Raw genomic sequence first — 24,104 nt, 5'->3', positions numbered from 1 at the left:
TCCCGCGCGCCGCGTCAGTACATGCCGGTGCGGGCCATGAACGCCTCCAGCGTCCAGCCGCGCCCGAGCAGCAGCATGCGCGTATGCAGGCCGTCGCGCGTGGCGGCATCGACGTCATCGCCGAGCCACGTCAGCGTCTTGCTGCGCAAATCCACATAGCCCATGGCGTAATCGGAGGCCAGTGCCTGCCATAGCGCGTGGGCGCCCGCAGACTGCCGCGCGCCGCTCAGCAGGCATAGCCCGCCGTCCAGCGCCCATCGATAGAGCGCCCGCGCCAGCCCGCGGCGCTGGAAAGCGGGCGCAAACTTGCTATGCGGCGCCCGCACCCACGGATCGGCCCGGCGGCCGACTTCGATCAGCCGGTTGAAGACGGTATAACCGGCCAACCGGCGCTGCATCACGTCTTCCACATACACGTAGTACTCGCCGTCCGCCTCGCGGTAGCGCAGGCGCAGGCCGGGCGCGCCCGCCGGCAGGGCGGGCATCGCATGGAGGCGATCGCCCGGCCGGCCGATGCGGCCATGCAGGGCATCGAGTTCGCGCTCGATCTCGGCGGGGGCCAGTTCAACGTCGATGCGCAGTTCGAGCGCGCGCGGCAGCGCCGGCGCCGGCAGGCGCAGGGCATGGAAATTCGCCATGGCAGTCTCGCCCGCTCAGGAATTGAGGAGCAGGTAGAGCGCGGCGAGCGCCACCATGGCGCAGAAGGTATGGCGGTAGAGCGGTGACATGTCTGGCTTTCTCCTGGCTGCATGATCGAGCGGGTGCCGGATGGCATCCGCGACATGGGCCGTGCGGGAAAGCTCAGGGCTGGAGGGTGGCGCCCCGAACTGCCCGCACGGCCAGGAAAAGCACGGCGCGGCGGACCGGGTTGCAGGCGGGGAAGTGCCTGGCCAGGTCAGGGGCAAGGCCTTGCTGCGCGGCGCGCGCGCGCACGCCTGCCGCCGGCTGGGCCGGGCGGTTCAGGGTGGCGAAACGGGCGAAGCAAGGCATGGAGGGTGGGGGCGCGAGGGTGCGAAGGAACATTGCTTATGCCACACTTCATCGGGAATGTCCAGACAAGTCGCCGGCTTCCACCGTGAACTCCGTTCTACTTCGAACGCCCGCGGGCGGCTGACAGCGCGCGGGGATGGGCTGTCGCCATCGTTCATTGTGAACACTGTCTACATGTACTAGACTCGGAAACATCGTTCACCCGGCCTTCTTGCAGGAGCCAAGATGACGACTTCCCCCACCCCCGAAACGGACACCGGCCCGGTCCGGCTGCTGGTGGCCACCACCAAGGGCGCCTGGTTCCTGACCAGCGACGCCGCGCGCCGCGGCTGGCAGATCGACGGCCCGACCTTCCTTGGCCATACCATCCACCACATCGTGCAGGACCCGCGCGACCCGTCGCGCCTGCTGATGGCGGCCCGCACCGGCCACCTCGGCCCGACCGTGTTCCGCTCCGCCGACGGCGGCCGCAACTGGACCGAGGCGGCCCGCCCGCCCGCGTTCGACAAGGTGCCCGAGGGCGAGAGCGGCCGCGTGGTCGACCACGTGTTCTGGCTCACCCCCGGCCATGCCAGCGAGCCCGGCACCTGGTACGCCGGCACCTCGCCACAGGGGCTGTTCCGCAGTGCCGACCATGGCGCGACCTGGGAGCCGGTGCGCGGCTTCAACGATCATCCGATGTGGCGCGCCTGGACCGGCGGCGAGCAGGACGGCACCCCCGACGGTCCCAAGCTGCATTCCGTGCTGGTCGATCCGCGTGATGCGCGCCACCTGTATATCGGCATGTCCAGCGGCGGCGTGTTCGAGAGCACCGACGCCGGCGCCGACTGGAAGCCGCTGAACCGCGGCAGCATCGCCAATTTCCTGCCGGACCCCAACCCGGAGTACGGCCAGGACCCGCACTGCGTGCTGCAGCATCCCGCCAATCCGGACATCCTGTACCAGCAGAACCATTGCGGCATCTACCGGATGGACCGCCGCGAAGGCGTGTGGAAGCGGATCGGCGAGGCGATGCCGGCGGAGGTCGGCGACATCGGCTTCCCGATCGTGGCGCACCGCCGCGACTCGCGCACGGTGTGGGTGTTCCCGATGGATGGCAGCGACGTGTGGCCGCGCGTGAGCCCGGGCGGCCGGCCCGCCGCCTATGTCACGCGCGATGGCGGCGAGACCTGGCAGCGCCAGGACCGCGGCCTGCCCGCCGAACAGGGCTGGTTCACGGTCAAGCGGCAGGCCATGGCCACCGACGGCCATGCTCCGGTGGGCGTGTACTTCGGCACCACCGGCGGCGAGCTATGGGCCAGCGCGGACGAAGGCGAGGCCTGGCAATGCATCGCCCGCAACCTGCCGCAGATCTACGCGGTCAGCGTGGCGCGTCCGGCCTGAGCGCCGGCCACCGCGCCGGAGGATTCAACATGCAGGTCCGTATCGCGACGCCGCTGTTTTCCTATACCGGACAGCGCGAATATGTCGAGGGCCACGGCGCCAGCATTGCCGAGTTGCTCGACGACCTCGACCGCCAGTTTCCCGGCATGCGTTTTCGCATCGTCGACGAGCAGGGCAAGCTGCGGCCGTATATCCGCGTCTTCGTCAATCGCGCACAGCTGATGCGGCTGGATGCGCCGTTGCAGGAGACCGACGAGGTGCATATCCTGCAGGCGCTGGCAGGCGGGTGAAACCCGGCTATAGCGCCTGCAGGTACTGCCATGGGTAGATGCCGCGGTCGTGCCCGTCGCTGAACACGATCTGCACGCCGTAGCCCATGTCCCCGAGGGCGACGATTTGCAGGTCGCGCATTCCGCCCTGAACCGGCTTGCCGCGGCAGGCGGCGCAACGGCATGCCGCGCGCAACCGGGCCGGGTCCAGCGACTGGCGCTGTCCGTCCGGCCAGCAGATGCGCAGCGCGCCTTCGCTGCGCGACAGCTCCAGGCGCGTGGGGATGACCATGCCGCCGCTCATGCCGGTCCCGGCGGCGAGCCGATCTGCGCCAGCGCGATGCGCGCGGCCTTGCGTACCTCCGGATCGGCATCGTCCGCCGCAACGGTCAGGGCCGGAAGCGCCGCCGTATCCTGCAGGTTGCCCAGCGACAGCGCGGCCTCCTTGCGCAGGTTGCTGATGGCGTGGGTCAGTTGCACTGTCAGCGGCGCCGTCGCGGCGCGATCGCGCAGCTTGCCGAGGGCCCTGGCGGCCTGCAGGCGGACTTGCCAGTAGGGGTCTTCCAGCGCCTCGATCAACGGGCGCACGGCGTCGGGGAATTTCAGTTTTCCCATGGTCCGCGCAGCTTCTTCCCGCACCTGCCAGGCCCTGTCGCGCAGGGCCGCAAGCAAGGCGTCGCGTGCCGACGGGTCGGCTGCCAGGCCAAGGGCCCCGGCGGCGGCGCGCCGCACGTCGGTGTCGGTGTCGCCGGTGGCGGCCCGGGCCAGCGCCGGCAGGGCTTCGTTGCGCTTGAGCCAGCCCAGCACGGCCACGGCTTCGCGCCGCACCGGCGCGGCCGCATCGGACAGCGCGGCCATGGCCGCATCGAAGCCTGGCGCATGGCGCAACTCGCGCAGGCCGCGCCACGCGGCCGCGCGGACAAAGGGGTCTTGGTGCGTGACCCACGGCAGCAGGGCGGCGCCGGAAGCGGGGTCTTTCAGTTCTGACAGCCCTTGCGCCGCGGCGTCCGCCACTTCGCGGCCGGGATCGGCCAGGGCGGCGGCCAGGGCCGGCACGACCTCTGCCTGTTCCCAGCTGGCCAGCGTGCGCGCGGCTTCGGCGCGCACGGTCTCGGCGGGGTCGGATTGCAGCCGCTGCAGCAGCAGCGGCACGCCGTCCTCGTCCTCCAGGTCGGCTAGTTGCAGCACGGCCACGCGGCGCACGGCGGGGTCGGGGTCGGCCAGGCGCAGCGCCAGCGCGCGGATGGCGGGATCGAGGTCAGGCAGGGAGGGGTCAGGCAAAGCGCAATCGTGCGGCATGGATGGCAGTCGGGTCGATATGGCAGTCAGGCGGCAGTCGCGAGCGCGCCGGCCTGGGTGTGGTCATGGAGCAGGTCGCGGCAGCGGCGCTTGAGCCGGATGAAATCGTCATCGGTCATCAGCTCGGCGCGGCGGGGCCGCTCGAAGGGGATGGCGATGTCTTCCAGGATGCGTCCGGGCCGCTGCGACATCACCAGCACCCGGTCTGCGAGAAACAACGCCTCGTCGATGTCATGGGTGACAAAGACCACGGTGGTGCGCACCTGCGTCCAGATGTCGAGCAGCAGCGCCTGCATGTGGGCGCGGGTCTGCGCGTCGAGCGCGCCGAAGGGCTCGTCCATCAGCAGCACGCGCGGCCGGTTGATCAGCACGCGCGCGATCTCCACGCGCTGCTGCATGCCGCCCGAGAGCTCGGCCGGATATCGCCGCGCGAAACTGCCCAGCCCGACCAGGTCCAGCAGGGCCTGCGCCTCGCGCTTGCGCGCGGCGGCGGCAACGCCCTGCATCTTCAGGCCGAAGCCGACGTTGTCGAGCACGCGCTTCCACGGGAACAGCGAGTGCTGCTGGAACACCAGCCCGCGCTCCGGGGCGGGGTCGCGCACGGGCGCCCCGTCGAGCAGGATCTCGCCCGCCGCCGCCGGCAGGTGGCCGGCGATAGCGCCCAGCAGCGTGGATTTGCCGCAGCCCGACGGCCCCAGGATGCAGACGAACTGCCCGGCGGGAATGTCGATGGAAAGCTGGTGCACGGCGGTAAAGCCGGACTCGCCGTGGCCCAGCGCCACGTCCAGGCCGCGCACCTGCAAGCGGCCCGCGCGGATCGGTTGGCTCGTCATGCACGCACCTGCTGCAGGCGGGTCCATGGCATCAGCCACGCGCCGGTTCGCTTGATCAGTGCGCTGCTGCCCATGCCGAAGGCGCCGATCAGCAGCATGCCGACGACGATGTCGGCATAGTTCTGCAGGTTGTAGGCCTCCCACGTGTAGTAGCCAATGCCGTACTGGCCCGCGATCATCTCGGCGGTGACCAGGCAGAACCAGGACGTGCCCATGCCGATCGCAAGGCCCGTGACGATGCTGGGCAGCGCCGCCGGCAGCAGCACTTCGGGGAAGAGCGTCCAGCGGCGCGCGCCCAGGCTGCGCGCCGTGGCGATCAGGCGGGGATCGGTACGCTCCACGCCGTGGATGGTGTTGAGCAGGATCGGAAAGAGCGCCCCGATAAAGGTGATGAAGATCATGCTCAGCTCCGACGAGGGGAACATCAGGATTGCCAGCGGAATCCACGCCACGCCCGGGATCGGGCGCAGCACCTCCAGTGGCGGCAGCAGCAGGTCTTCCAGCCAGCGCGAGCGGCCGATCGCCATGCCGAGCACGATGCCCGCCACGGCCGCCGCGCCGAAGCCGGCAAACACGCGGTAAAGGCTGTTACCCAGGTGCAGCACCAGCTTGGGCGACTGCAGCAACTGCCAGGCCGCGGGCACCACGTCGCTGGGCGCCGGCACGTTGGCGAACGTGACAATGCCAAGATGGGCCCGGTGCGACGAAGCCAGTTGCCACAGCACGATGCAGGCCGCCAGCGCGGCCAGGCGCACCAGCCAGCGCGCCAGCCGCTCGCGTGCCGCGCCCGGTGCGGCCGGCGCCACCGGGGGCGCCCCGGCTTCAAGCGTGATTGCGGTCATCGCTGCGCTCCGCGTCAGTTGCTGGCGACGGCAACGGCTGCGCCGCTGACCGCGGCGAAGTCGCGCACATTGCCACCATTGGCCTTGGCCCAGCCATCGGCGGAGCCCTTGAGCAGGAAGGCGCTGACCTGTCCCTTGCCGTCCTGCACGTACCACGCCTTGTTCGCCAGCAGCTTCAGGCCGGTATTGCGGTCATGCACATACAGCACGCGCGCCTGCCTGCCCTCCTTTGCAGCCTGCCTGAGCGCGGCGAACGCTGCCGCCGGCGAGGCATAGGCGCGCACCCTGGGCTCGCCGCGCAGCCAAAGTTGCGCGGCCAGCTTCGGTTCCGCGATGGGCTTGCCGCTGCCCGCGTCCCTGGCGGCGAGGGGCTGCTTGTCGTAGGCCTTCAGGCGCGCCTCATAGTCCAGGCCCTCGAGCCTGAAGGCTTCGCGGATGTAGCGGTCGTCGATCACGGTGTCGGCGCTCAGGTCGGCATCGGTACGCTTGAGCAGCTTCAGCGTCTCGATCGAGGTCTGCAGCGCCTGGCGGTATTCCGGCTTCCAGGTGTAGTCGCGGTTCTGCAGGCCGAGCGGGCCGTGGAACAGGTAGTCCACCTCGGCGTCGATGCCGGTCACCCTGGCAATCAGTTCGCTGTATTTCTCGGGCTCGGCCGCCATCAGCCGGTCGGCCTCGATGGCGGCGCGCAGGTACGCCACCACGATCTCCGGATACTTCTGCGCATAGTCCGCGCTCACCAGCGCGCCGTGGAAGGTGGGCGCCTCGGCCTGGGAGCCGTCATAGATCTTGCGGGCAAAGCCGCGGAAGGCGAACAACTCGGGGAACGGCACGAAGTTGGCATGGCCGTCGACCTTGTGCGCCTGCAGCGCCGAGCCGCCGACCTCGGGCGACTGCGACACCAGCGTCACGTCCTTGTCCGGGTCCCAGCCCTGGCGCTTGATCGCGCGCAGCAGCATGCCGTGCGCGGTCGAGCCGAACGGTACCGAGATGGTCTTGCCCTTGAGCTCCGCCAGCGACTGGACCGGGGAATCGGTGGGGACCACGATGCCGTTGCCGGTGCCGATCGCATTGCCCGACAGGGGCGCGATAAACAGGCTCTTCTTGCCGGCCTTCTGGAAGGCCGCGGCATTGAGCGAGCCGGGGAAATCCGCCATGGCGCCGAGATCGAGCTTGTCCGCCACCATCTCGTTGGTCAGCGGCGGGCCGGAGGTGAAGTTCTTCCATTGCACGTCGTAGGTGACGTCCTTGTACTTGCCGGTGCGTGGCAGGTATTTGTCGAGCAGCTTCAGTTCGCGAATCAGCAGGCCGCCGGTGGCGCAGTTGATGGTGGTGTCCTGCGTGCCGATGGCGACACGGATGGTTTCGGCGCTGGCTGCGCCGCCCAGGCTGGCGGCGGCCAGCGCCAGGAACAGGTGGAGGCTGGTGGAGGCTTTCATGGGGCTATCTCTGTGGTGCTGTGGTCATGAAGCGGGGCCATCAACGCAGCAGGTACGGGATCTCGACCCGGACCGCGCCCGTCGGGCAATCCTTCTCGCAAGGCATGCAGTACCAGCACTCGTCGAACTGCATATAGGCCTTGCCCTTGGCCAGGTCGATAGCCAGCAGGTCCATCGGGCAGACATCGACGCAGACCGTGCAGCCCTTGTCGGCAATGCATTTGTCTTCGTCGATGGTGACGGGTGCGCTGCTGCGCTGGGTGATTTCATGCGGGGTGTAGGCCATGGCGTGGGTTCCTTCAGGCGGCAGCCAGGGTGGCCGGTCCGGACATTGCGGCCGTGGCGGCCGGGGCGGGAGCGTGGCCGCGGCCGACGCGCAGCCGCTGGTAGGCGGTGGCGTCGTCGCCTTCCACCGGCACGATGTACGGTTCGACCTCGCGCTTGTGGCTGACCATGCGCCCGGCGTGATCCTTGCCGAGGTGCGTATGGCAGAACCATTCGGCGTCATTGCGCTGCGGATAGTCGACGCGATGGTGGTAGAGGCCCCAGCGGCTCTCGGTGCGGAACAGCGAGGCACGTGCCGCCATCTCCGCGCAGTCGCGGATCGCCATCACCTCGACCGCGCGCATCAGCTCGTGCGGATTGGCGGCGCGGATCTGGCCGATGTCCTCGGCGATGGCATCGAAGCGCTGCAGGCCGATTTCCATCTTGCGCGTGACCTTGGGCGGCTGCAGGTAGTCGTTGACCATGCGGCGCAGCTTGTATTCCACCTGCGCGGGCGGCAGGCCGCTCGCGCGGGCCAGCGGTGCGAACACGCGCGCGCGCTCCGCCCCGACCTGGGCCGCATCGGCTTCCGGCAGGGCGCGGCCCGCAACGTAATCGGCGGCGTTCTGCCCGGCAAACCAGCCATAGGTGAAGGCGCCCAGCATGTAGTTGTGAGGCACCGCGGCCATGTCGCCGGCGGCATAGAGGCCCGGCACGGTGGTCTCGGCGCGCTCGTTCACATGCACGCCGGAAGCACTGTGGCCGCTGCAGAAGCCGATCTCGGAGATATGCATCTCGACCATCTGCTTGCGGTAGTCGGTGCCGCGCCCGGCGTGGAACTGTCCGCGGCTGGGGCGTTCGTTGGTGTGCAGGATGGTCTCGATGGTCTGGATGGTTTCTTCGGCCAGGTGGTCCAGCTTCAGGAACACCGGGCCGTTGCCGCCTTGCAACTCCTGGTAGAACTCCCACATCATCTGGCCGCTCCAGTAGTCGCATTCGATAAAGCGCTCGCCCTTGCCGTTGGCGGTATAGCCGCCCAGCGGGCCGGTTACGTAGGCGCAGGCCGGCCCGTTGTAGTCCTTGATCAGCGGATTGATCTGGAAGCACTCCAGGTTGGCCAGCGCCGCGCCGGCGTGATAGGCCATGGCGTAGCCGTCGCCGGCATTGGTGGGGTTCTCGTAGGTGCCCATCAGGTAGCCGGACGCGGGCAGGCCCAGGCGGCCGGCGGCGCCGCAGCACAGGATCACGGCGCGGGCGCGGATCACGTGGAAGTCCGCGGTGCGGCAGTCAAAGCCCATCACGCCGCTGGCGGCGCCGCTGGCGTCGGTCAGCACGCGCGTGGCGACGATGCGGTTGGTGATCTCCACCCGCGCGCGCTTGAGCTGGCGGTACAACACCTTCTTGACGTTATGTCCTTCCGGCATCGGCAGCACGTAAGAGCCCATGTGATGGACCTTTTTCACTGCGTAGTCGCCGGTCTCGTCCTTCTCGAACCGCACGCCCCAGCGGTCCAGTTGCTCGATGGTGGCGAAGCTGTGGCGCGCGTAGGCATAGACGGTGGACTGGTCGACGATGCCGTCGTTGGCCACGGTGATCTCGCGCGTGTACTGCTCGGGGGTGGCGTGGCCGGGGATCACGGCGTTGTTGAGCCCGTCCATGCCCATCGAGATGGCGCCGCTGCGCTTGACGTGCGCCTTGTCGAGCAGCAGCACGCGCAGCGCGGGATTGCGTTCCTTGGCCTTGATCGCGGCCATCGGGCCGGCGGTGCCGCCGCCGACGACAACGATGTCGTATTCGTGAGTCAGGGTGTTCATGCGGAGGGCTTCCCCTTGCTGGCTGGTTTGCGGGGCCGCGCGCGGCCTGCGGTGTGGTTGACGTTGGTGGCGGGCGCCGCCTTGTGCCGGTCTGCACGCAGCCGGTACTGGAACGCGTCGCCGCGGAAGTAGAGGAACTCGTAGTCGATCGGCGTGCCTTGCGCGTCGTGGGTCAGGCGTTCGATGCGCAGCACCGGCGCACCGTCCTGGATGCGCAGCGCCCGGGTCAGGTCGTCGTCGGCGAGGATCGCGTCGACGCTCAGGTCGGCATGGCCGAGCTTTACGCCGCAGTCGTTTTCCAGGATCAGGAAGATGTCGCGCGTGGCGAGGTCGGCATTGAGCAGGCGGCGGCCGACGGCCTCCGGCACCCAGGTCAGCTCCAGCGACACCGGTTCGCGGTTGAGCAGGCGCACGCGCCGGATCTCCACCACCGGGTCGCCTTCGCGCAGACCCAGTTGCGCGGCAACGTGACGGCTGGCGGGCACGCTTTTGCAGCTGCGCACCTGGTTCAGGATCTCATAGCCCATGCTCGACATCGCCTCGGCAAAGCCTTGCAGCGAGGTCACGTTCTGGAAGGCGCGGGGCCTGGAGACGAAGGTGCCCTTGCCATGGATCCTGAAGATCAGGCCCTCTTTCTGCAGGTCGCCCAGCGCCTGGCGCACGGTGATGCGGCTGGCGCGGAAGCTCTCGCCCAGCTCGCTCTCCGACGGCATCTGGTGGTGCGGCGGATAGGTGCCGTCGAGGATGCGGGCGCGCAAGGCATCCTTGATCTGCGTGTAGAGCGGCAGCGGGATCGGCATGGTGGCCGGCAATGCCGTGGCGCCGAGGGTGGGTACCGCGTTGGTCCGGGAGGTCATCGGATCGACATAGCGTGTTATGACAAGTTGGGAATCACTATATGGACGACGCCGTGCCGGAGGAACGAAGCAATCCGGATATGCAAGGATGAAATCCGAACTTGCGCTGGCTGCGCCACTCAACTCCCGATACCGCTCGCCGATATCCAGTCATGAACCCTGCCGTGCGCCATCCGCCGCGGCCGCGGGCAGATGACAACGATGGCGGCAACACACACACGCACGGCACGGGAGCAACGCATGAGCAGTTCCATGAGGGACATCGACGAACGGACTAACCTCACCAACAACAACCAGTTCGAGCTGCTGCTGTTCCGGCTCGGCGAGGCGGAGCATTCCGGCCAGTCGGAGCTGTTCGGCATCAATGTCTTCAAGGTGCGCGAGATCCTGGTGATGCCGCCGGTGACGACCGTGGTCGGTGCCGGCCCGTCGATCCTGGGCATGGCCGATATCCGCGGCCAGGTGATTCCGGTGATCGACCTGCCGCGGCTGGTGGGTTGCAAGCCGCGCGGCGGCCTGGGCATCCTGCTGGTGACGGAATACGCCCGCTCGACCCAGGGCTTCGCGGTCGAGGCCGTCGAGGAAATCGTGCGGCTGGAATGGAACCAGGTGCATTCGGCCGAAGGCAGCGTGCGCACCGGCCATGTGACCAGCATCGCCAAGCTGGAAGGGGGCGCGGATGGAGCCGCGGGCAGTGCGGACGCGGCACGCCTGGTGCAGGTGCTCGACGTCGAGCAGATCCTGCGCGACGTGCTGCCGACGCGCCAGCCAGACGTGGATCCGGGCGAGGTCGGGCCGCAGCTGCAGCTGCGGCCGGGCGCCAGGGTGATCGCCGCCGACGACTCCGCGCTGGCGCGCGGGCTGATCGAGCAGGGCCTTAAGGCCCTGGGCGCGCCGGTGGTGATGACCAAGTCCGGCAAGGAAGCCTGGGAACTGCTGGACCGCATCGCGACCGAAGCCGCCAGCCAGGGCCGCCCGGTCCAGGACGACGTGGCGCTGGTGCTGACCGACCTGGAAATGCCCGAGATGGACGGCTTTACGCTGACCCGCAAGATCAAGGCCGACAGCCGGCTGAAATCGCTGCCCGTGGTGATTCATTCATCACTGTCGGGCGAGGCCAGCGAAGAACATGTGCGCAAGGTGGGGGCCGATGCCTATGTGGCCAAGTTCGTGGCCAAGGAGCTGGCCGACACCATCCGCGCGGTGCTGACCCGATAGGCACGCTGCCGCGGGTATGAGCGGCAGGCACAAAATGCAAGCGCCCGCAACCATTCCCGTACGCCGGTTGGTTGCCTATAAAACGGGCACTCCAGCGCGTTCCAGCACGGGCGCGCCCTTCGCGGTTGTCAAGAGGGGGGATATCCACTGTTCCTGTGGATATTTTCTGTGGACAAGTCGGAGCCGCCGGTGCCCTCCCGGCCGGCATCGCGCGATGCCGGCCGGGAAGCCCCAGCCGCGGCCCGGCGCGGGCTCCGCGCCGCCGCGCTCCCTGGTGCCGCCGCTCCTCGCTCTCCCTGTTCTCGCCTCCCTGCGTCGTTGCGCTACTTGGGCTGGGCCACCGTGCGCAGGTAGGGCTTCAGCGTCTTGAAGCCCTGCGGGTATTTCTTGCTGGCTTCCTCGTCCGAGACCGAGGTCGGGATGATGACGTCCTCGCCCGGCTTCCAGTTGACCGGCGTGGCCACGGTGTGCTTGGCGTTGAGCTGCAGCGAGTCAAGCAGCCGCAGCACCTCGTCGAAATTGCGTCCCGCGCTCATCGGGTACACCAGCATCGCCTTCACCTTCTTGTCGGGGCCGATGATGAACACCGAACGGATGGTGGCGTTGTCCACCGCGGTGCGCGGACCGCTGCCGCTGGCCTCCGGGTGGATCATGTCGTAGAGCTTGGCCACCTTCAGGTCGGCATCGCCGATCATCGGGTAGTTGACGGTACAGCCCTGCGTTTCCTCGATGTCCTTGACCCAGCGCTGGTGATCCCCCACCGGATCGATGCTCAGTCCGATGATCTTGGTATTGCGCTTGTCGAACTCGGGCTTGAGCCGGGCCATGTAGCCCAGCTCGGTGGTGCACACCGGCGTGAAGTCCTTGGGATGCGAGAACAGGATGGCCCAGCCGTCGCCGATCCACTGATGGAAGCTGATCTGGCCTTCCGTGGTGTCGGCGGTGAAATCAGGGGCTTGCTCGCCCAGTCGAATCGCCATGGTTGCGCTCCTTGCAGTTGGCATGGTTTGGAATCGCGCGTTGCCGCGCACTGTTGCCCGCTATCCCCGCTATCCCGCTACCCCCCCTTGGCGCTGTCTCCCGTCAGCGGAACACCAGCACCGGGATCGTGCTGTGGGTCAGCACCTTGTGCGTCTCGCTGCCGATCAGCAGCGCCTGCAGCCCGCGCTTGCCATGCGACGACATCACAATCAGGTCGCACTCGCGCTGCTGCGCGCACGCGATGATGGCCTGCCAGGGATGGTCGTCGGTGGCGGTGATGGTGTCGCAGGGCACGCCGGCCTGTGCCGCGCTGTGGCTGAGCGCGGCCAGGAAGGTGTCGGCGTGGCGCGCGGCTTCGGCGGCGAAGTTGCTCTTGGTGTCTTGCAGGCTGGTGAGCCGGTAGGTCAGCACGTGGTACTCGGGCAGCACATGCAACCCGGTCACGCGGGCGCCGATGCGGCTGGCGAATGCCATCGCGCGGCCCACCATGGCATCGGCGCGCGCGGAGCCGTCGGTCGGTACTAGGAGGTGCCTGTACATGATGAGCCTCCGCTTGCAAAAAGATACCGCGCCAGCCTGGCGCGTCCGCGCACTGGCGGGCGAGCCAATCCAGTATAGGAATTGCGCGGCATAAGGAACAGGACGCCCGGCGCCCCGGAGCGCGGCCGCCAATCCGGCCGGAGCCGGGGCAAGCATTAACATGCTGTTATCATTCGATTCACCTTTGCCCCCGCACCGATGGAAGGGACTGAAGCATGATTGCGCTACGCGAAGCCTGGCTGGCCGGATTGTTCCAACGCGGCAACTGGCTGCCGAACGTGGTGTCGGGCGTGATCGTCGGGGTGGTGGCGCTGCCGCTGGCGATGGCGTTCGCGATCGCCTCGGGCGCCAAGCCGGAGCAGGGCCTGTACACGGCCATCGTCGCCGGGCTGGCGGTGTCGCTGCTGGGCGGCAGCCGGCTGCAGATCGCCGGGCCCACCGGCGCCTTTATCGTGGTGCTGTCCGCGGTGACGGCGCGCCACGGCATCGACGGCCTGCAGATCGCCACGCTGATGGCGGGCCTGATCCTGCTGGCGATGGGGCTGACGCGGCTGGGCAGCGTGATCCGCTACATTCCGGCGCCGGTGATTGTCGGCTTTACCGCGGGCATCGGCGTGATCATCTTCGTTGGCCAGTGGCGCGATTTCTTCGGGCTGCCACCGGTGGCCAGCGCGCATTTCCATGAAAAGCTCTGGCATCTGCTGCAGGCGCTGCCGCAATGGCACCCCGCCACCACCGCGCTGGCGCTGGGCAGCCTGGCGCTGGTGGTGGGCGCGCCGCGCGTGCGCTGGCTGCGGCGCGTGCCGGGGCCGCTGGTGGCGCTGGTGGCGGCCACCGCGGCGCAGGCGCTGTTCGGCTTCGACGGCGTGGCCACCATTGGCACGGCCTTCGGCGGCCTGCCGCGCGGCCTGCCGGTGCCGGCGCTGCCGGAGGTCACGCTGGCGCGCGTGCTGGAGCTGGCGGGGCCTGCCTTCACCATTGCCATGCTGGGCGCGATCGAGTCCCTGCTGTCGGCCGTGGTGGCCGACGGCATGGCGGGCACCCGGCACGACTCCAACCAGGAACTGGTGGGACAGGGCATCGCCAATGTGCTGGCACCGTTGTTCGGCGGGTTTGCCGCCACCGGCGCGATCGCGCGCACCGCCACCAATATCCGCAACGGCGGCAACAGCCCGCTGGCCGGCGTGGTGCATGCGCTCACGCTGGTGCTGGTGCTGCTGTTCCTGGCGCCGCTCGCGGCCAGCGTGCCGCTGGCCGCGCTGGCCGCGATCCTGTTCGTGGTGGCCTACAACATGAGCGAGATGCGCCAGTTCGCCCGCATGGTGCGGCGCGCGCCGCGCGCCGATGTCGCGATCCTGCTGATCACCTTTACGCTGACGGTGCTGACCGACCTGGTGGTGGCGGTCAATATCGGCGTGATCCTGGCCATGCTGCAGTTCCTGCGGCGCATGTCGGCATCGGTGGAAGTGGCACCCCAGGCCGCCGAGGCCGTCGCGCGCGAACTGGGCGATGCAGGCACCGGCGCGGTGGCGCCGATGCCGCCGGGCGTGATGGTCTATGTCATCGACGGTCCGTTCTTCTTCGGTGCCGTCGAAGCGTGCGAGCGTGCCCTGGTGCAGACCCATACCGAGCCGCGCGTGCTGCTGATCCGCCTGGGCCGCGTGCCCTTCATGGACATGACCGGGCTGCAGACGCTGGAGGCGGTGATCGTCACGCTGCAGAAGCGCGGCGTCGCCGTGGTGCTGGCCGAGGCCAACGCGCGGGTCCGGGAAAAGCTGGCGCGCGCCGGCGTGCTGGCGGCGCTGGGCGAGGGCAACTACGCGGATTCGCTGGCGCAGGCGGCGCAGCGCTGCGCCGTGCTGGCGGGAGAGGGGCGCGGCGAGGCCAGCGCCCCACGCTGAACTTACTTCTTCTGGCGCGTGCTGCCCGCCGGTTTGGGCTTGGTGGCGTAATCCACGCCATGCTGCGCCAGGTAATCGCGGATCAGCTGGCGCACCACCTGCGACGGCGTCAGGTCCTGCGCGGCGCACAGCGTTTCAAAGGCCTTCTTCTTGACCGGATCGATCAGGATGGTAAGGCGGGCGGTCTTGGATTCCATGAGGGTGTGCGGCGCTCCGGGCCGGAGATGGCGGCGGCGATTGGATGGGCATTATATACAGCGCTGCCGCGGGGCTTTAGCGGCCGTGTGCATGCTGGTGGCTTGCTCCCTCTCCCGCGTGCGGGAGAGGGAGCACACAGCTGGTGCTGGCAAAACCAGTAGTCTTCCCTATTCCGCCATCTCCAGATCCGCAATCACTGCCGCCAGGAACCGCGCCGCTTCCCCGCCCGTGACCACGCGGTGGTCGAAGGTCAGGCTCAGCGGCATGACCCGGTGCACCGCGGGCACGCCGCCGGCCGCGACCACTTCGTCGCGCACGCGCCCGGCGCCCAGGATCGCCACGGTGGGCGGCACCACGATCGGCGCCGCATAGCGCCCGGCGATCATGCCGAAGTTGGACAGCGTGATGGTGTTGCCGCGCATCTCCTCGGGGGCGATGGTGCGCGCGCGGATATCGGCGCGCATGCGGTCGAGCCCGCGGCGCAGGTCGGCGGCGTCGCGGTTGCCGACATCGCGCAGCACCGGCACGAACAGGCCCTCGGGCAGGTCGGCGGCAATGCCGACGTCGATCTTCTTCAGCACGTGGCGGCGCCCGGTCTGTCCTTCGTACCAGGCGTTGAGCCCGGGCTCGGCGCGGCAGCCAGCCACCAGCGCGCGCACCAGCCGGATGGTGACGTCGGCGCCGGCGTGCCAGGCGTGGATGTCGGCGTCGTCCATCACGGTGGCGGCGGCCACTTCCGCCTGCGCGCGCGCCATGTTCTGCGCCATCGCGCGGCGCACGCCGCGCAGCTCTTCCGGCGCGCCAAGATCCTTCAGCGTGGCGGCGACCCGTTCCACGTCGGCGGCGGTGACGATGCCCTCGGGGCCCGAGGCGGTCGCCATCGCCAGGTCCACGCCCAGTTGGCGCGCCAGCGCTCGTACCGCCGGCGTGGCCTTGACGCGCGCGGCCATGCCCGCCGCGGGCGCGGCCGTGCCGGGCGGCGCGGCTTCGCTGGCCACGTGCGTGCCGACCTGGACCGAGCCCACCACGGTGCCGGCGTCGGCATCCTCGCCGGCGCCCTCGAAGCCCACCAGCGGCGCGCCCAGGTGCACGATGTCGCCCGGCTGCGCAAACAGCTTGCCGATGCTGCCGGCATAAGGCGAGGGGATTTCGACGATCGCCTTGGCGGTCTCCACCGACAGCAGCGGCTGGTCGGCCGCCACCGTGTCGCCGGTCTTGACGTGCCAGGCCACGATCTCGGCCTCCTGCAGGCCTTCGCCCAGGTCGGGCAGCTTGAAGACTCGCATCGGTCCTCCTTGGCTAGCGTGAACGGTCCGGTTGCGGTCGGCGGCCTACGCCGCCAGCGCCCTGCGCGCGGCATCGACGATGCGCGCGACGCCGGGCAGGTAGGTGTACTCCAGCCGCGCCAGCGGCACCACGGTATCGAAGCCGGTCACGCGCTGCACCGGCGCGGCCAGCGAGTACAGCCCCGCATCGGCCAGCTGCGCCGCGATCTCGGCGCCGAAGCCGGCGGTGCGCGGTGCCTCGTGCACGATCACGCAGCGGCCGGTGCGCGAGACCGCCTCCAGGATGGTCTGCATGTCCAGCGGCTTGAGCGTGGCCACGTCGATGACGGTCGCGGTGACGCCTTCGGCGGCCAGCGCGTCGGCGGCGGCCAGCGTCTCCTGGACCATCGCGCCCCAGCTCACCAGCGTGATGTCGCTGCCTTCGCGCAGCGTGAAGCAGGTGTCGAGCGGCAGCGCCGCGCCGTCATCGGCCACCTCCTGGCGGAACAGCCGGTACAGCCGCGTGGGCTCGAGGAAGATGACCGGATCGGGATCGGCGATTGCCGCCAGCAGCAGCCCGTACGCGCGTGCCGGCGATGACGGCACCACCACGCGGATGCCCGGCATGTGCGCGAACATCGCCTCCGGGCTTTCGGAATGATGCTCGGGCGCGTGGATGCCCGCGCCGCACGGCGAGCGCACCACCAGCGGGCAGGCGAGCCGCCCGCGCGTGCGGTGCCGCATGCGCCCGGCGTGGTTGATGATGTGATCGACCGCCGGGTAGATAAAGCCGGTGAACTGGATCTCGGCCACGGGTTTGAGCCCCATCGCCGCCATGCCGATCGCCGCGCCGACGATGCCGCCTTCGGCCAGCGGCGTATCCATGACGCGCGCGGCGCCGAAGCGCGCCTGCAGGCCCACGGTGGCGCGGAACACGCCGCCGTTGACGCCGATGTCCTCGCCCAGCAGCAGCACATCGGGATCGTGGTCCAGCGCATGGGCCAGCGCCAGGTTGACTGCTTCGACCAGATTGATTTCCGCCATGGTTCGCTCGCTGTGGGACCGGGTCGGGGAAGGAGTGCGCGCGCAGCGCCGGCGGCGCCGGCAGCGGCTAGCCGTGCTGCGCCGGGAAGCGCCGCGCGATCTCCAGCTGCGCCTGCAGCTCGGCCGGCATGGCCGCGTACAGGCAGTCGAACATCGCGGCCGGGTCTGGCGGCGGCATGGCCAGATAGGTTTCGACCGCCTGCGCCACTTGCTGCGAACACGCCCTGACCAGCGCTTCTTCGCGCGCCGCGTCCCAGGCATGCAGGGCCAGCAGGTGGGTGCGCAGCCGCAACAGCGGCTCGTGCTGCCAGTGCGCCTTGACGCTGGCTTCGTCGCGGTAGCGCGAGGCATCGTCGGCGGTAGTGTGGTCGCCCAGCCGGTAGGTGATGGCCTCGATCAGCGCGGGGCCGCCGCCATCGCGGGCGCGCGCGATCGCTTCGCCGACGCGGTGGCGCACCGCGACCACGTCGTTGCCGTCGACCTGCTCGCCCGGGATGCCCGCGGCAATGGCCTTCTGCGCCAGCGTCTGGGCCGCGGTCTGGCCGCTGCGCGGCATCGAGATCGCCCACTGGTTGTTGTTGATCACGATCACCAGCGGCGCGCGCCACGCGCCGGCCATGTTCATGCCTTCATAGAAGTCGCCCTTGGAGGTGCCGCCGTCGCCCAGCAGGCAGACCGCGACGCGCGGCTCGCCGCGCAGCTGGAACGCGTAGGCCGCGCCGGCCGCGTGGCACACCTGCGTGCCGATCGGCACGCAGTTGGCAAAGTCATGCGGCGCCGCGGCAAAGCCGCTGCCGCGCTCGTCGCCGCCCCAGTAGAGCAGGCTCTCGGTCATCGTGACGCCGCGCACAAACTGCGCCGCGTGGTCGCGGTACGAGGGCACCAGCACATCTTCCGGTCGCATGGCGTAGGCCACGCCCACGCCGATGGCCTCCTGGCCCAGGGCCGACGCGAACGTGCCGATCTTGCCGGTGCGCTGCAGCGCGATTGCCTTCAGGTCGAACTGGCGCGTCAGCACCATGGCCTGGTACAGCGGTACCAGCGCGTCAGGGTCGCTGCCGAACGGTGGAAGGGGAACAGTGGTGGGAGTGGTGTCGCCCGGTGGGGCAAGGTAGCGGGTATAGCCGATCTCAAAGCGCGCAACCGTGGACATGGCAGGTCTCTCGATGCGGTTGTCTCGACAGGATCCGCGCGGACCGGGGCGAGGATCTTCGCAGCCCTCCGCGGCAATGATCGCGTTGTGATCCCTGCCGTGCTTTTTGGGCGCGGGGGACTTGAGCTTGAGTGTAGGGCATTTGCGCGGCCGGCGCCGCGCGAAATTGTCTTGCTGCGCACAATGCGGCAGTGCGCGCGCGGGGCCGCCGCTCAGCCTTCCAGGTGCGGCTGCATCAGCGCGCGGAACCACTCCAGGAACACCGCGAGCCGTTGCGAACGCTGGCGCCGGTGCGGGTAGAGCAGCGACACCGGCATGGTGGGCGGGCGCCAGTCGGGCATGACTTCCAGCAACTGTCCGCTGTCGAGCAGGTGCTGCACGTCGAAGCGCGGAATCTGGATCAGGCCGATTCCGCCGAGGCAGCAGGCGATATAGCTCTCGGCATTGTTGACCGAGACGCGCGTTGCCACTTCGGCCTCGTGCACGCTGCCCTCGGCATCCAGGAATTCCCACGGCAGGTCCCGGCCGGTGCGGGGGCTGGCGTAGCCCACCGCGAGATGGCCGCGGCGCAGCTCGCTCGGCTCACGGGGCTCGCCGTGTTCGCGCAGGTAGGCCGGGCTGGCGCAGTTGACCAGCGCGATCCGGCCCAGCGGCCGCACTACCAGGCTGCTGTCGGCCAGCACGCCGAAGCGCACCGCGCAGTCCACGCCTTCCTGCACCAGGTCGATGGCACGGTCGCTGGAGCCGAGCGACAGCTGCAGCCGCGGATGGCGCCGCAGCAAGGCGGGCAACGCAGGTGCCACCAGCCGGCGCGCGATGCGGCTGGGCATATCGACGTTCAGTCGGCCGCTGGCCTGGCGCTGGCCGGCCTGGAACAGCTGGTCGATATCCTCGACCTCGGCCAGCAGCGGGCGCAATCGTTCGAGCAATTGCGCGCCGTCGGCGCTCAGCCGCACCTGGCGCGTGGTCCGGTGCAGCAGGCGCGTGCCGACCTGGGCCTCCAGACCCTGCACCGCCGCCGACACCGAGGCGCGCGGCAGCCCAAGCGCATGGGCGGCCTTGATGAAGCTGCCCATCTCGGCCACCTGCAGGAATACGCGGTACTGGTCGAATCTGTCCATGCGCCTCGCTCGTCGATGGCGCAAGCATACCTGCAATGCGTGCGGGTACCGGCGCCTGGCGGGCTGGCCTATGGCTTATTTGGTCGTGTATCCGCCGTTGATGAGCAGGGTCTGGCCGGTGATCCACCAGCCGTCGCTGACCAGATGGCGGATCAAGGGCACCACATCCTCGATATGCGTCAGTCCCGTCGGCGAGAACGGCGACAGCGCCGCCGCGCTCTTGTGATAGGCCACGGCATCGTCGCCCTCCTGGCCGTAGAAGAACGGCGTGTCCATCGGGCCCGGACCCACCGCCGTCACCGAGATGCCGCGCGCGCCGAACTCCTTGGCCGCGGCGCGGGTAAAGTGTTCGACCGGCGCCTTGGTGCCGGCATAAGCGGCATAGAAGGGCGTGAACGCACCCAGCAGCGAGGTCACCAGCGTGACGATCTTGCCGTGGTCGTTGACGTGGCGGCCGGCTTCCTTGAGGAAGAAGAAGGCGCTCTTGGCGTTGACGGCCGACATCTCGTCGTACTCGGCCTCGCTGATGTCGGCGAACGGCTTCTTCAGCACCTTGCCCACCGTGTTGATGGCGATATCGGGACGGCCCACCGCGGCCACGGCATCGGCAAACAACCGCTCGACCGCGCCCGCGCGGGTCAGGTCCGCCTGCAGCGCCACGGCCTCGGCGCCGCTTGCCTGGAGCGCCTGGACCGTGGCATCGGCGTCGGCGCGCGAGGCCGCGCTGTTGTAGTGGATGGCGATGGCGCGGGCGCCCTGGGCGGCCAGGTCGCGCGCGATCAGCCCGCCCAGGTTCTTGGCGCCGCCGGCGATCAGCGCGACCTTGCCGCGGATGGAATGGTCAGCCATGAAACTCTCCTGTGGATGCGTCGAAGGAGGCTTCAGCTTAGGCGGGCAAGAGGTGGGAATAAATCGGCGGCGACTGGATAGATCATCCAGAAAACCAGAACAATGCGGGGCGGCATCGGACGCGGTGGCGGTGCCGTGCCGGCCCGTAGAAGTAACGCGAAGGCGCCCCCGTGGCGCGCCTTGCAGGCCCGGCCCAGCGTTCAGCGCTGGTACTGCGGCGGCACGAAGCCGGCGAAGCGCTGCTGCGTCACCGCCTTGAACTCCGCGGACTGGTAGGCCTCGCGGATGTCCTTGACGAAGGGCTTGTTCAGGTCGGCGGTCTTCACCGCGACCAGGTTCATGTAGTAGTCCGGAATCTTCTCCAGCGCCAGCGCCGAGGTCAGCTTCAGCCCCGAGGCCAGCGCATAGTTGCCGTTGACGAAGGCATAGTCGACATCGTCGAGCGAGCGCGGCAGCTGCGCGGCTTCGAGCTGGACCAGCTTGAGCTTGTGCGGGTTGGCGTCGATATCGCGTTCGCTGGCGCGGATCGGGTCGGTGCCTGGCTTGAGCGTGACCCAGCCGATCTGCTGCAGGATGGCGATGGCGCGCGCCAGGTTGGTCGGATCGTTCGGCAACGACACGGTGTTGCCCGCCTTCACCTCGGCCAGCGCCTTGTGCTTGCGGCTGTAGATGCCGATCGGCGCGGTTGGCACCTGGACCACGTCGCTCAGGGCCAGCTTGCGGTCGGCCGAGAATTTCTTCAGGTAGGCCACGTGCTGGAAGGCATTGGCGTCGATGGCGCCGTCGGCCAGCGCCAGGTTGGGCTGCACGTAGTCGCTGAACTCGACGATGGTGACCTTGTAGCCGCGCTGTTCCAGCACCGGCTTGACGCCATAGCGGATCTGGTCTGCGTACGGGCCCGCGGTGGCCCCGAAGCGGATTTCCTTCTTGTCCGGATCGGCCGCGGCGGCGCCATGGACCACGCCCAGCGCCAGCACGACTGCTGCCAGCCGCGCGGCCAGGCCGAATTTCCCGTATTGCATCGGATGCTCCCCTTTGATGTGGTTGTTGCCCGCGGCGTCGCGCCGTGGCATCGGCCCATTGTATGGAAAGGCAGCCAAAGGACGAACGAGCGATTACGCATGGCGATATGCCCGGGCGGAATAAGGCCTACGCTGTAGGAACGCGACACCCGCTTGCCCTGCCCCTGGGAGGCTGCCATGCCCGAACAACTGACCAAGCATCCCGACGTCACCCTGCAGGTGTTGCGCAGCGCCGGCGCCCGCTGCGGCGAGGGCGAGACCCAGGCCATTCTGCGCAGTTGTCCGCCGGCGCGCTTTTGCAAGCTGCCCGGCGGCGAGGTCTGCGTGTACGGGCTCGATGGCGCGCCCGCGATGACGCAGTTCACCGCCGCCGACTGGCAGTCGCTCGCCCCCCTGGCTCGCGGCAGCGCCGACGCCGACGCCGCGGGCCCGTGGAGCGGCATGACGGTGGCGATCTTCGTTGCCGGCGTGGCGGCCGGTGCGCTGGCCGCCGCGGTGCTGGCCCGCTGGCGGCGCGGCCGTCGCCCGGGTTAGGAGCGACCGGCCCCGGGTTTTCGCTGGCATGGTGTTTGCGGCGATTTCCCGGCCATGACACAGTTGCCGACCGCTTCCGACCGCTTCCGCCTGCTGGAGAACGGCGAGGAGTATTTTCCGCGCGTGTTCGACGCCATTGCGCGCGCGCGCCGAAGCGTACTGTTGGAAACTTTTATCCTCTTTGAAGACGAGGTAGGTCACAAATTGCACGCCGCCCTGCTGGCGGCGGCGCGCCGCGGCGTGCGCGTGGCGCTGACGGTGGACGGCTTCGGCTCGCATGACCTGTCGCCGGCCTTCATCACCAGCCTGGTCGATGCAGGCGTGCAGTTCTGCACATTCTCGCCGCGGCCGCGGCTGTTCGGCGTGCGCACGCATATCTTCCGGCGCATGCACCGCAAGCTGATCGCCATCGATGCCGAAGTCGCGTTCGTCGGCGGCCTCAATTTCTCCGCGCAGCACCTGTACCAGTTCGGGCCGCTGGCCAAGCAGGACTATGCGGTGGAAATCCGCGGGCCGTTTGCGCGCCAGGTCCACGACTTCCTGGTGCGCGCGATGCCAGGCGCGAGCCTGCCGCCGGCCCTGGCCGGGCCGCAGGCCGAGCGCGAGGAGCAGGATCCGTGCACGCATCCCGCACGCGCTTGCCTGGTCACGCGCGACAACCATCGCCACCGCAACGACATCGAGTTTGCCTACCTGGACGCGATCCGCGCGGCGCGGCGCGAGGTCATCATCGCCAATGCGTACTTCCTGCCGGGCTACCGGCTGTTGCATGCGCTGTGCGAGGCCGCCGCGCGCGGCGTGCGGGTGCGGCTGCTGTTGCAGGGCAAGCCCGACATGCCGTGGGTGGCGCGCGCCGGCGGCCTGCTCTACGCGCAGCTGCAGGACGCCGGGGTGCAGATCCTCGAATACGTCGAGCGGCCGTTTCACGGCAAGGTCGCGGTGGTCGATGACGACTGGGCTACGGTCGGCTCAAGCAACCTCGACCCGCTGAGCCTGTCGCTGAACCTCGAGGCCAATCTCGTGATCCGCGATGAAGCCTTTGCACGCCACCTGCGCAGCCGGCTGGAAGCGCTGATCGGCGCGCGCTGCCGCGCGGTGCCGCCGGGGCTGAAGTCTCCGCGCAACCGCCTCGATGCGCTGGGCGCGACGCTGATGTTCCACTTCCTGCGGCGCTTCCCGGCCTGGGCGGGCTGGCTGCCGGCGCATGCGCCCCGGCTGGTGCAGCCGATGCCGGGCGGGCGGCGCAACGCGCGGCGCGTGGTGGTGTTGCGCGGAGGCGCGGAATGACGGGCGCCGAGGCCCTGACCGCCATCCGCCAGCACGCGCACTGGCCGGCCTGGCGCCGTGCCATCGGCATCCTCTTCATTGCCGCCGTGCTGGCGCTGATCGCGCGCAAGCTGGGCACCATCGACTGGAACGCGGTGCTGGAAGCGCTGCGCGGCTTCAACGCGCGCACGCTGCTGCCGGCGGCCGGATTCGTGGCACTGAGCGGGCTGCTGTACAGCCAGTTCGACGTGCTCGGCTGCCGCTATGCCGGGCACCCGCTGCCGCTGCGCCGGGTGATGGCGATCTCCTATGTCAGCTACACGCTCAGCCTCAACCTGGGCGCCACGCTGGGCGGCGCGGGCGTGCGCTACCGGCTGTACTCGCGCGCGGGACTGAGCGCGCCGCAGATCTGGAGCCTGTTCGTGGTGGTGGTCACCACCAACTGGCTCGGCTATGCGGTGCTGGCGGGCGCCATCCTCGCCGGCGAACTGGTGGTGCTGCCGCCGGAGTGGGGCATTCCCGCGGCGCTGACGCGGATGCTCGGCGTGCTGATGCTGGCCCTCCCGGCCGCCTACCTGGCCGCGTGCGCGCTCTGGCACGGCCGCCACCGTACCGTGCGCGATCACGACATCTACGTGCCCACGGTGCGCTTCGCCGCGTTGCAATGCGTGCTGTCGGCCGCCCACTGGATGTCGATGGGCGCGATCCTGTACGCGCTGCTGCATACGCATGCGACCTACTTCACGGTGCTGGGCGTGCTGCTGGCGTCCGGGCTGGCGGGCGTGGTGGTGCGCATCCCCGGCGGGCTGGGCGTGATCGAGACCGTGTTCCTGACGATGCTGGGCGACCAGGTGCCGCACGGGCTGCTGCTTGCCGCGCTGATCGCGTATCGGGCGCTGTATTACCTGATTCCGTTGATGATCGGGGCCGTGAGCTATTTCGTGCTGGAGGCGCGGGGCAAGCGCGGTGACGAGAAAGAGGTGGGATGATCGGCTAGTGCATGCGCCTACCCTCTCCCCCGGCCC

At 69.2% G+C, this 24,104-nt stretch carries 25 protein-coding genes; 7 read left to right on the top strand and 18 right to left on the bottom strand.

Features of this window, described 5'->3' with window-relative positions; translation table 11 throughout:
- Positions 1-14: 14 nt before the first annotated feature.
- The gene (locus AC3FMM_RS09245; RefSeq protein ID WP_116313961.1) at positions 15-638 is read right to left on the bottom strand and encodes an N-acetyltransferase; all 624 of its coding nucleotides are present in this window, start codon (positions 636-638) and stop codon (positions 15-17) included.
- A gap of 577 nt (positions 639-1,215) precedes the next feature.
- Here AC3FMM_RS09245 and AC3FMM_RS09240 point away from each other — a divergent pair.
- Together AC3FMM_RS09240 and AC3FMM_RS09235 are read left to right on the top strand one after the other, a co-directional pair.
- Positions 1,216-2,373, top strand: coding sequence for a glycosyl hydrolase (locus tag AC3FMM_RS09240; RefSeq protein WP_488686483.1), 1,158 nt, complete (start codon positions 1,216-1,218; stop codon positions 2,371-2,373).
- A gap of 29 nt (positions 2,374-2,402) precedes the next feature.
- Entirely contained in the window at positions 2,403-2,663 is a 261-nt protein-coding gene (locus AC3FMM_RS09235) for a MoaD/ThiS family protein (RefSeq protein ID WP_115713946.1), read from the top strand.
- A gap of 7 nt (positions 2,664-2,670) precedes the next feature.
- Here AC3FMM_RS09235 and AC3FMM_RS09230 read toward each other — a convergent pair whose 3' ends face one another.
- From AC3FMM_RS09230 to AC3FMM_RS09195, 8 genes are read right to left on the bottom strand one after another with little or no spacing between them, the layout of a single operon-like run.
- Positions 2,671-2,934, bottom strand: coding sequence for a gamma-butyrobetaine hydroxylase-like domain-containing protein (locus tag AC3FMM_RS09230; RefSeq protein WP_240071163.1), 264 nt, complete (start codon positions 2,932-2,934; stop codon positions 2,671-2,673).
- Positions 2,935-2,942: 8 nt separating this feature from the next.
- Positions 2,943-3,941, bottom strand: a complete 999-nt coding sequence (locus AC3FMM_RS09225; RefSeq protein WP_488686482.1) for a HEAT repeat domain-containing protein — start codon at positions 3,939-3,941, stop codon at positions 2,943-2,945.
- A 26-nt stretch (positions 3,942-3,967) separates the two neighbouring features.
- On the bottom strand, positions 3,968-4,774 hold the full coding sequence (locus AC3FMM_RS09220; protein WP_116313964.1) for an ABC transporter ATP-binding protein: 807 nt from the start codon (positions 4,772-4,774) through the stop codon (positions 3,968-3,970).
- Positions 4,771-5,616 carry an ABC transporter permease gene (locus tag AC3FMM_RS09215; RefSeq protein WP_414248569.1) on the bottom strand — a complete coding sequence of 282 codons (846 nt, stop codon included), beginning with the start codon at positions 5,614-5,616 and terminating at the stop codon, positions 4,771-4,773. Before AC3FMM_RS09215 ends, AC3FMM_RS09220 begins: the two co-directional genes overlap by 4 nt.
- Before the next feature lie 14 nt (positions 5,617-5,630).
- The gene (locus AC3FMM_RS09210) at positions 5,631-7,052 is read right to left on the bottom strand and encodes an ABC transporter substrate-binding protein (RefSeq protein WP_116313966.1); all 1,422 of its coding nucleotides are present in this window, start codon (positions 7,050-7,052) and stop codon (positions 5,631-5,633) included.
- Between the two features lie 40 nt (positions 7,053-7,092).
- A complete protein-coding gene (locus AC3FMM_RS09205) occupies positions 7,093-7,338 on the bottom strand; it encodes a 4Fe-4S dicluster domain-containing protein (protein WP_115682390.1) in 246 nt (81 codons plus the stop codon).
- A gap of 13 nt (positions 7,339-7,351) precedes the next feature.
- Entirely contained in the window at positions 7,352-9,130 is a 1,779-nt protein-coding gene (locus AC3FMM_RS09200) for a fumarate reductase/succinate dehydrogenase flavoprotein subunit (RefSeq protein WP_488686481.1), read from the bottom strand.
- Positions 9,127-9,930: a GntR family transcriptional regulator gene (locus tag AC3FMM_RS09195; RefSeq protein ID WP_115714306.1), complete on the bottom strand. Its 804-nt coding sequence runs from the start codon at positions 9,928-9,930 to the stop codon at positions 9,127-9,129. The genes AC3FMM_RS09200 and AC3FMM_RS09195 overlap by 4 nt, the downstream gene beginning before the upstream one ends.
- 297 nt (positions 9,931-10,227) lie before the next feature.
- On the opposite strand from AC3FMM_RS09195, the gene AC3FMM_RS09190 reads away from it, so the two are divergent.
- Positions 10,228-11,205 (top strand): chemotaxis protein, encoded by a 978-nt coding sequence (locus AC3FMM_RS09190; protein ID WP_488686480.1) that lies wholly within the window; start codon positions 10,228-10,230, stop codon positions 11,203-11,205.
- A 323-nt stretch (positions 11,206-11,528) separates the two neighbouring features.
- Here the strand turns inward: AC3FMM_RS09190 and AC3FMM_RS09185 are convergent, their stop codons facing one another.
- Both AC3FMM_RS09185 and AC3FMM_RS09180 read right to left on the bottom strand, forming a co-directional pair.
- A complete protein-coding gene (locus AC3FMM_RS09185; RefSeq protein WP_488686479.1) occupies positions 11,529-12,185 on the bottom strand; it encodes a peroxiredoxin in 657 nt (218 codons plus the stop codon).
- A gap of 103 nt (positions 12,186-12,288) precedes the next feature.
- Positions 12,289-12,726: a universal stress protein gene (locus AC3FMM_RS09180; protein WP_116313969.1), complete on the bottom strand. Its 438-nt coding sequence runs from the start codon at positions 12,724-12,726 to the stop codon at positions 12,289-12,291.
- A 215-nt stretch (positions 12,727-12,941) separates the two neighbouring features.
- On the opposite strand from AC3FMM_RS09180, the gene AC3FMM_RS09175 reads away from it, so the two are divergent.
- Positions 12,942-14,627, top strand: a complete 1,686-nt coding sequence (locus AC3FMM_RS09175; RefSeq protein ID WP_488686478.1) for a SulP family inorganic anion transporter — start codon at positions 12,942-12,944, stop codon at positions 14,625-14,627.
- A 2-nt stretch (positions 14,628-14,629) separates the two neighbouring features.
- Here AC3FMM_RS09175 and AC3FMM_RS09170 read toward each other — a convergent pair whose 3' ends face one another.
- The 7 genes from AC3FMM_RS09170 to AC3FMM_RS09140 all read right to left on the bottom strand — a co-directional run bounded on the left by AC3FMM_RS09170 (position 14,630) and on the right by AC3FMM_RS09140 (position 21,279).
- Positions 14,630-14,824 (bottom strand): ribbon-helix-helix domain-containing protein, encoded by a 195-nt coding sequence (locus AC3FMM_RS09170; RefSeq protein WP_018006421.1) that lies wholly within the window; start codon positions 14,822-14,824, stop codon positions 14,630-14,632.
- A 168-nt stretch (positions 14,825-14,992) separates the two neighbouring features.
- Positions 14,993-16,111, bottom strand: coding sequence for a dihydrolipoamide acetyltransferase family protein (locus AC3FMM_RS09165; RefSeq protein ID WP_115713935.1), 1,119 nt, complete (start codon positions 16,109-16,111; stop codon positions 14,993-14,995).
- A gap of 45 nt (positions 16,112-16,156) precedes the next feature.
- On the bottom strand, positions 16,157-17,134 hold the full coding sequence (locus AC3FMM_RS09160) for an alpha-ketoacid dehydrogenase subunit beta (protein WP_115713934.1): 978 nt from the start codon (positions 17,132-17,134) through the stop codon (positions 16,157-16,159).
- A 67-nt stretch (positions 17,135-17,201) separates the two neighbouring features.
- Positions 17,202-18,287: a pyruvate dehydrogenase (acetyl-transferring) E1 component subunit alpha gene (gene pdhA, locus AC3FMM_RS09155; protein ID WP_115713933.1), complete on the bottom strand. Its 1,086-nt coding sequence runs from the start codon at positions 18,285-18,287 to the stop codon at positions 17,202-17,204.
- A gap of 212 nt (positions 18,288-18,499) precedes the next feature.
- Positions 18,500-19,408, bottom strand: coding sequence for a LysR family transcriptional regulator (locus tag AC3FMM_RS09150; protein WP_473704631.1), 909 nt, complete (start codon positions 19,406-19,408; stop codon positions 18,500-18,502).
- A gap of 75 nt (positions 19,409-19,483) precedes the next feature.
- On the bottom strand, positions 19,484-20,257 hold the full coding sequence (locus AC3FMM_RS09145) for an SDR family oxidoreductase (RefSeq protein WP_473704632.1): 774 nt from the start codon (positions 20,255-20,257) through the stop codon (positions 19,484-19,486).
- 200 nt (positions 20,258-20,457) lie between these two features.
- Positions 20,458-21,279 (bottom strand): MetQ/NlpA family ABC transporter substrate-binding protein, encoded by an 822-nt coding sequence (locus AC3FMM_RS09140; protein ID WP_488686477.1) that lies wholly within the window; start codon positions 21,277-21,279, stop codon positions 20,458-20,460.
- A gap of 177 nt (positions 21,280-21,456) precedes the next feature.
- Between AC3FMM_RS09140 and AC3FMM_RS09135 the strand changes: the two genes are divergently transcribed.
- Genes AC3FMM_RS09135 through AC3FMM_RS09125 form a run of 3 tightly spaced genes read left to right on the top strand, consistent with a single transcriptional unit; the run spans position 21,457 to position 24,068 of the window.
- The gene (locus AC3FMM_RS09135; protein ID WP_326346422.1) at positions 21,457-21,813 is read left to right on the top strand and encodes a hypothetical protein; all 357 of its coding nucleotides are present in this window, start codon (positions 21,457-21,459) and stop codon (positions 21,811-21,813) included.
- Between the two features lie 54 nt (positions 21,814-21,867).
- Positions 21,868-23,100, top strand: a complete 1,233-nt coding sequence (gene clsB / locus AC3FMM_RS09130; protein WP_488686476.1) for a cardiolipin synthase ClsB — start codon at positions 21,868-21,870, stop codon at positions 23,098-23,100.
- Entirely contained in the window at positions 23,097-24,068 is a 972-nt protein-coding gene (locus AC3FMM_RS09125; RefSeq protein WP_488686475.1) for a lysylphosphatidylglycerol synthase domain-containing protein, read from the top strand. Before clsB ends, AC3FMM_RS09125 begins: the two co-directional genes overlap by 4 nt.
- The last annotated feature ends 36 nt before the right edge of the window (positions 24,069-24,104 follow it).

The sequence above is a fragment of the Cupriavidus sp. 207A1 genome, from assembly GCF_057798955.1.
Note: the sequence above shows the minus strand (reverse complement) of the source record. Positions and strands in the feature narration are given on the sequence as shown.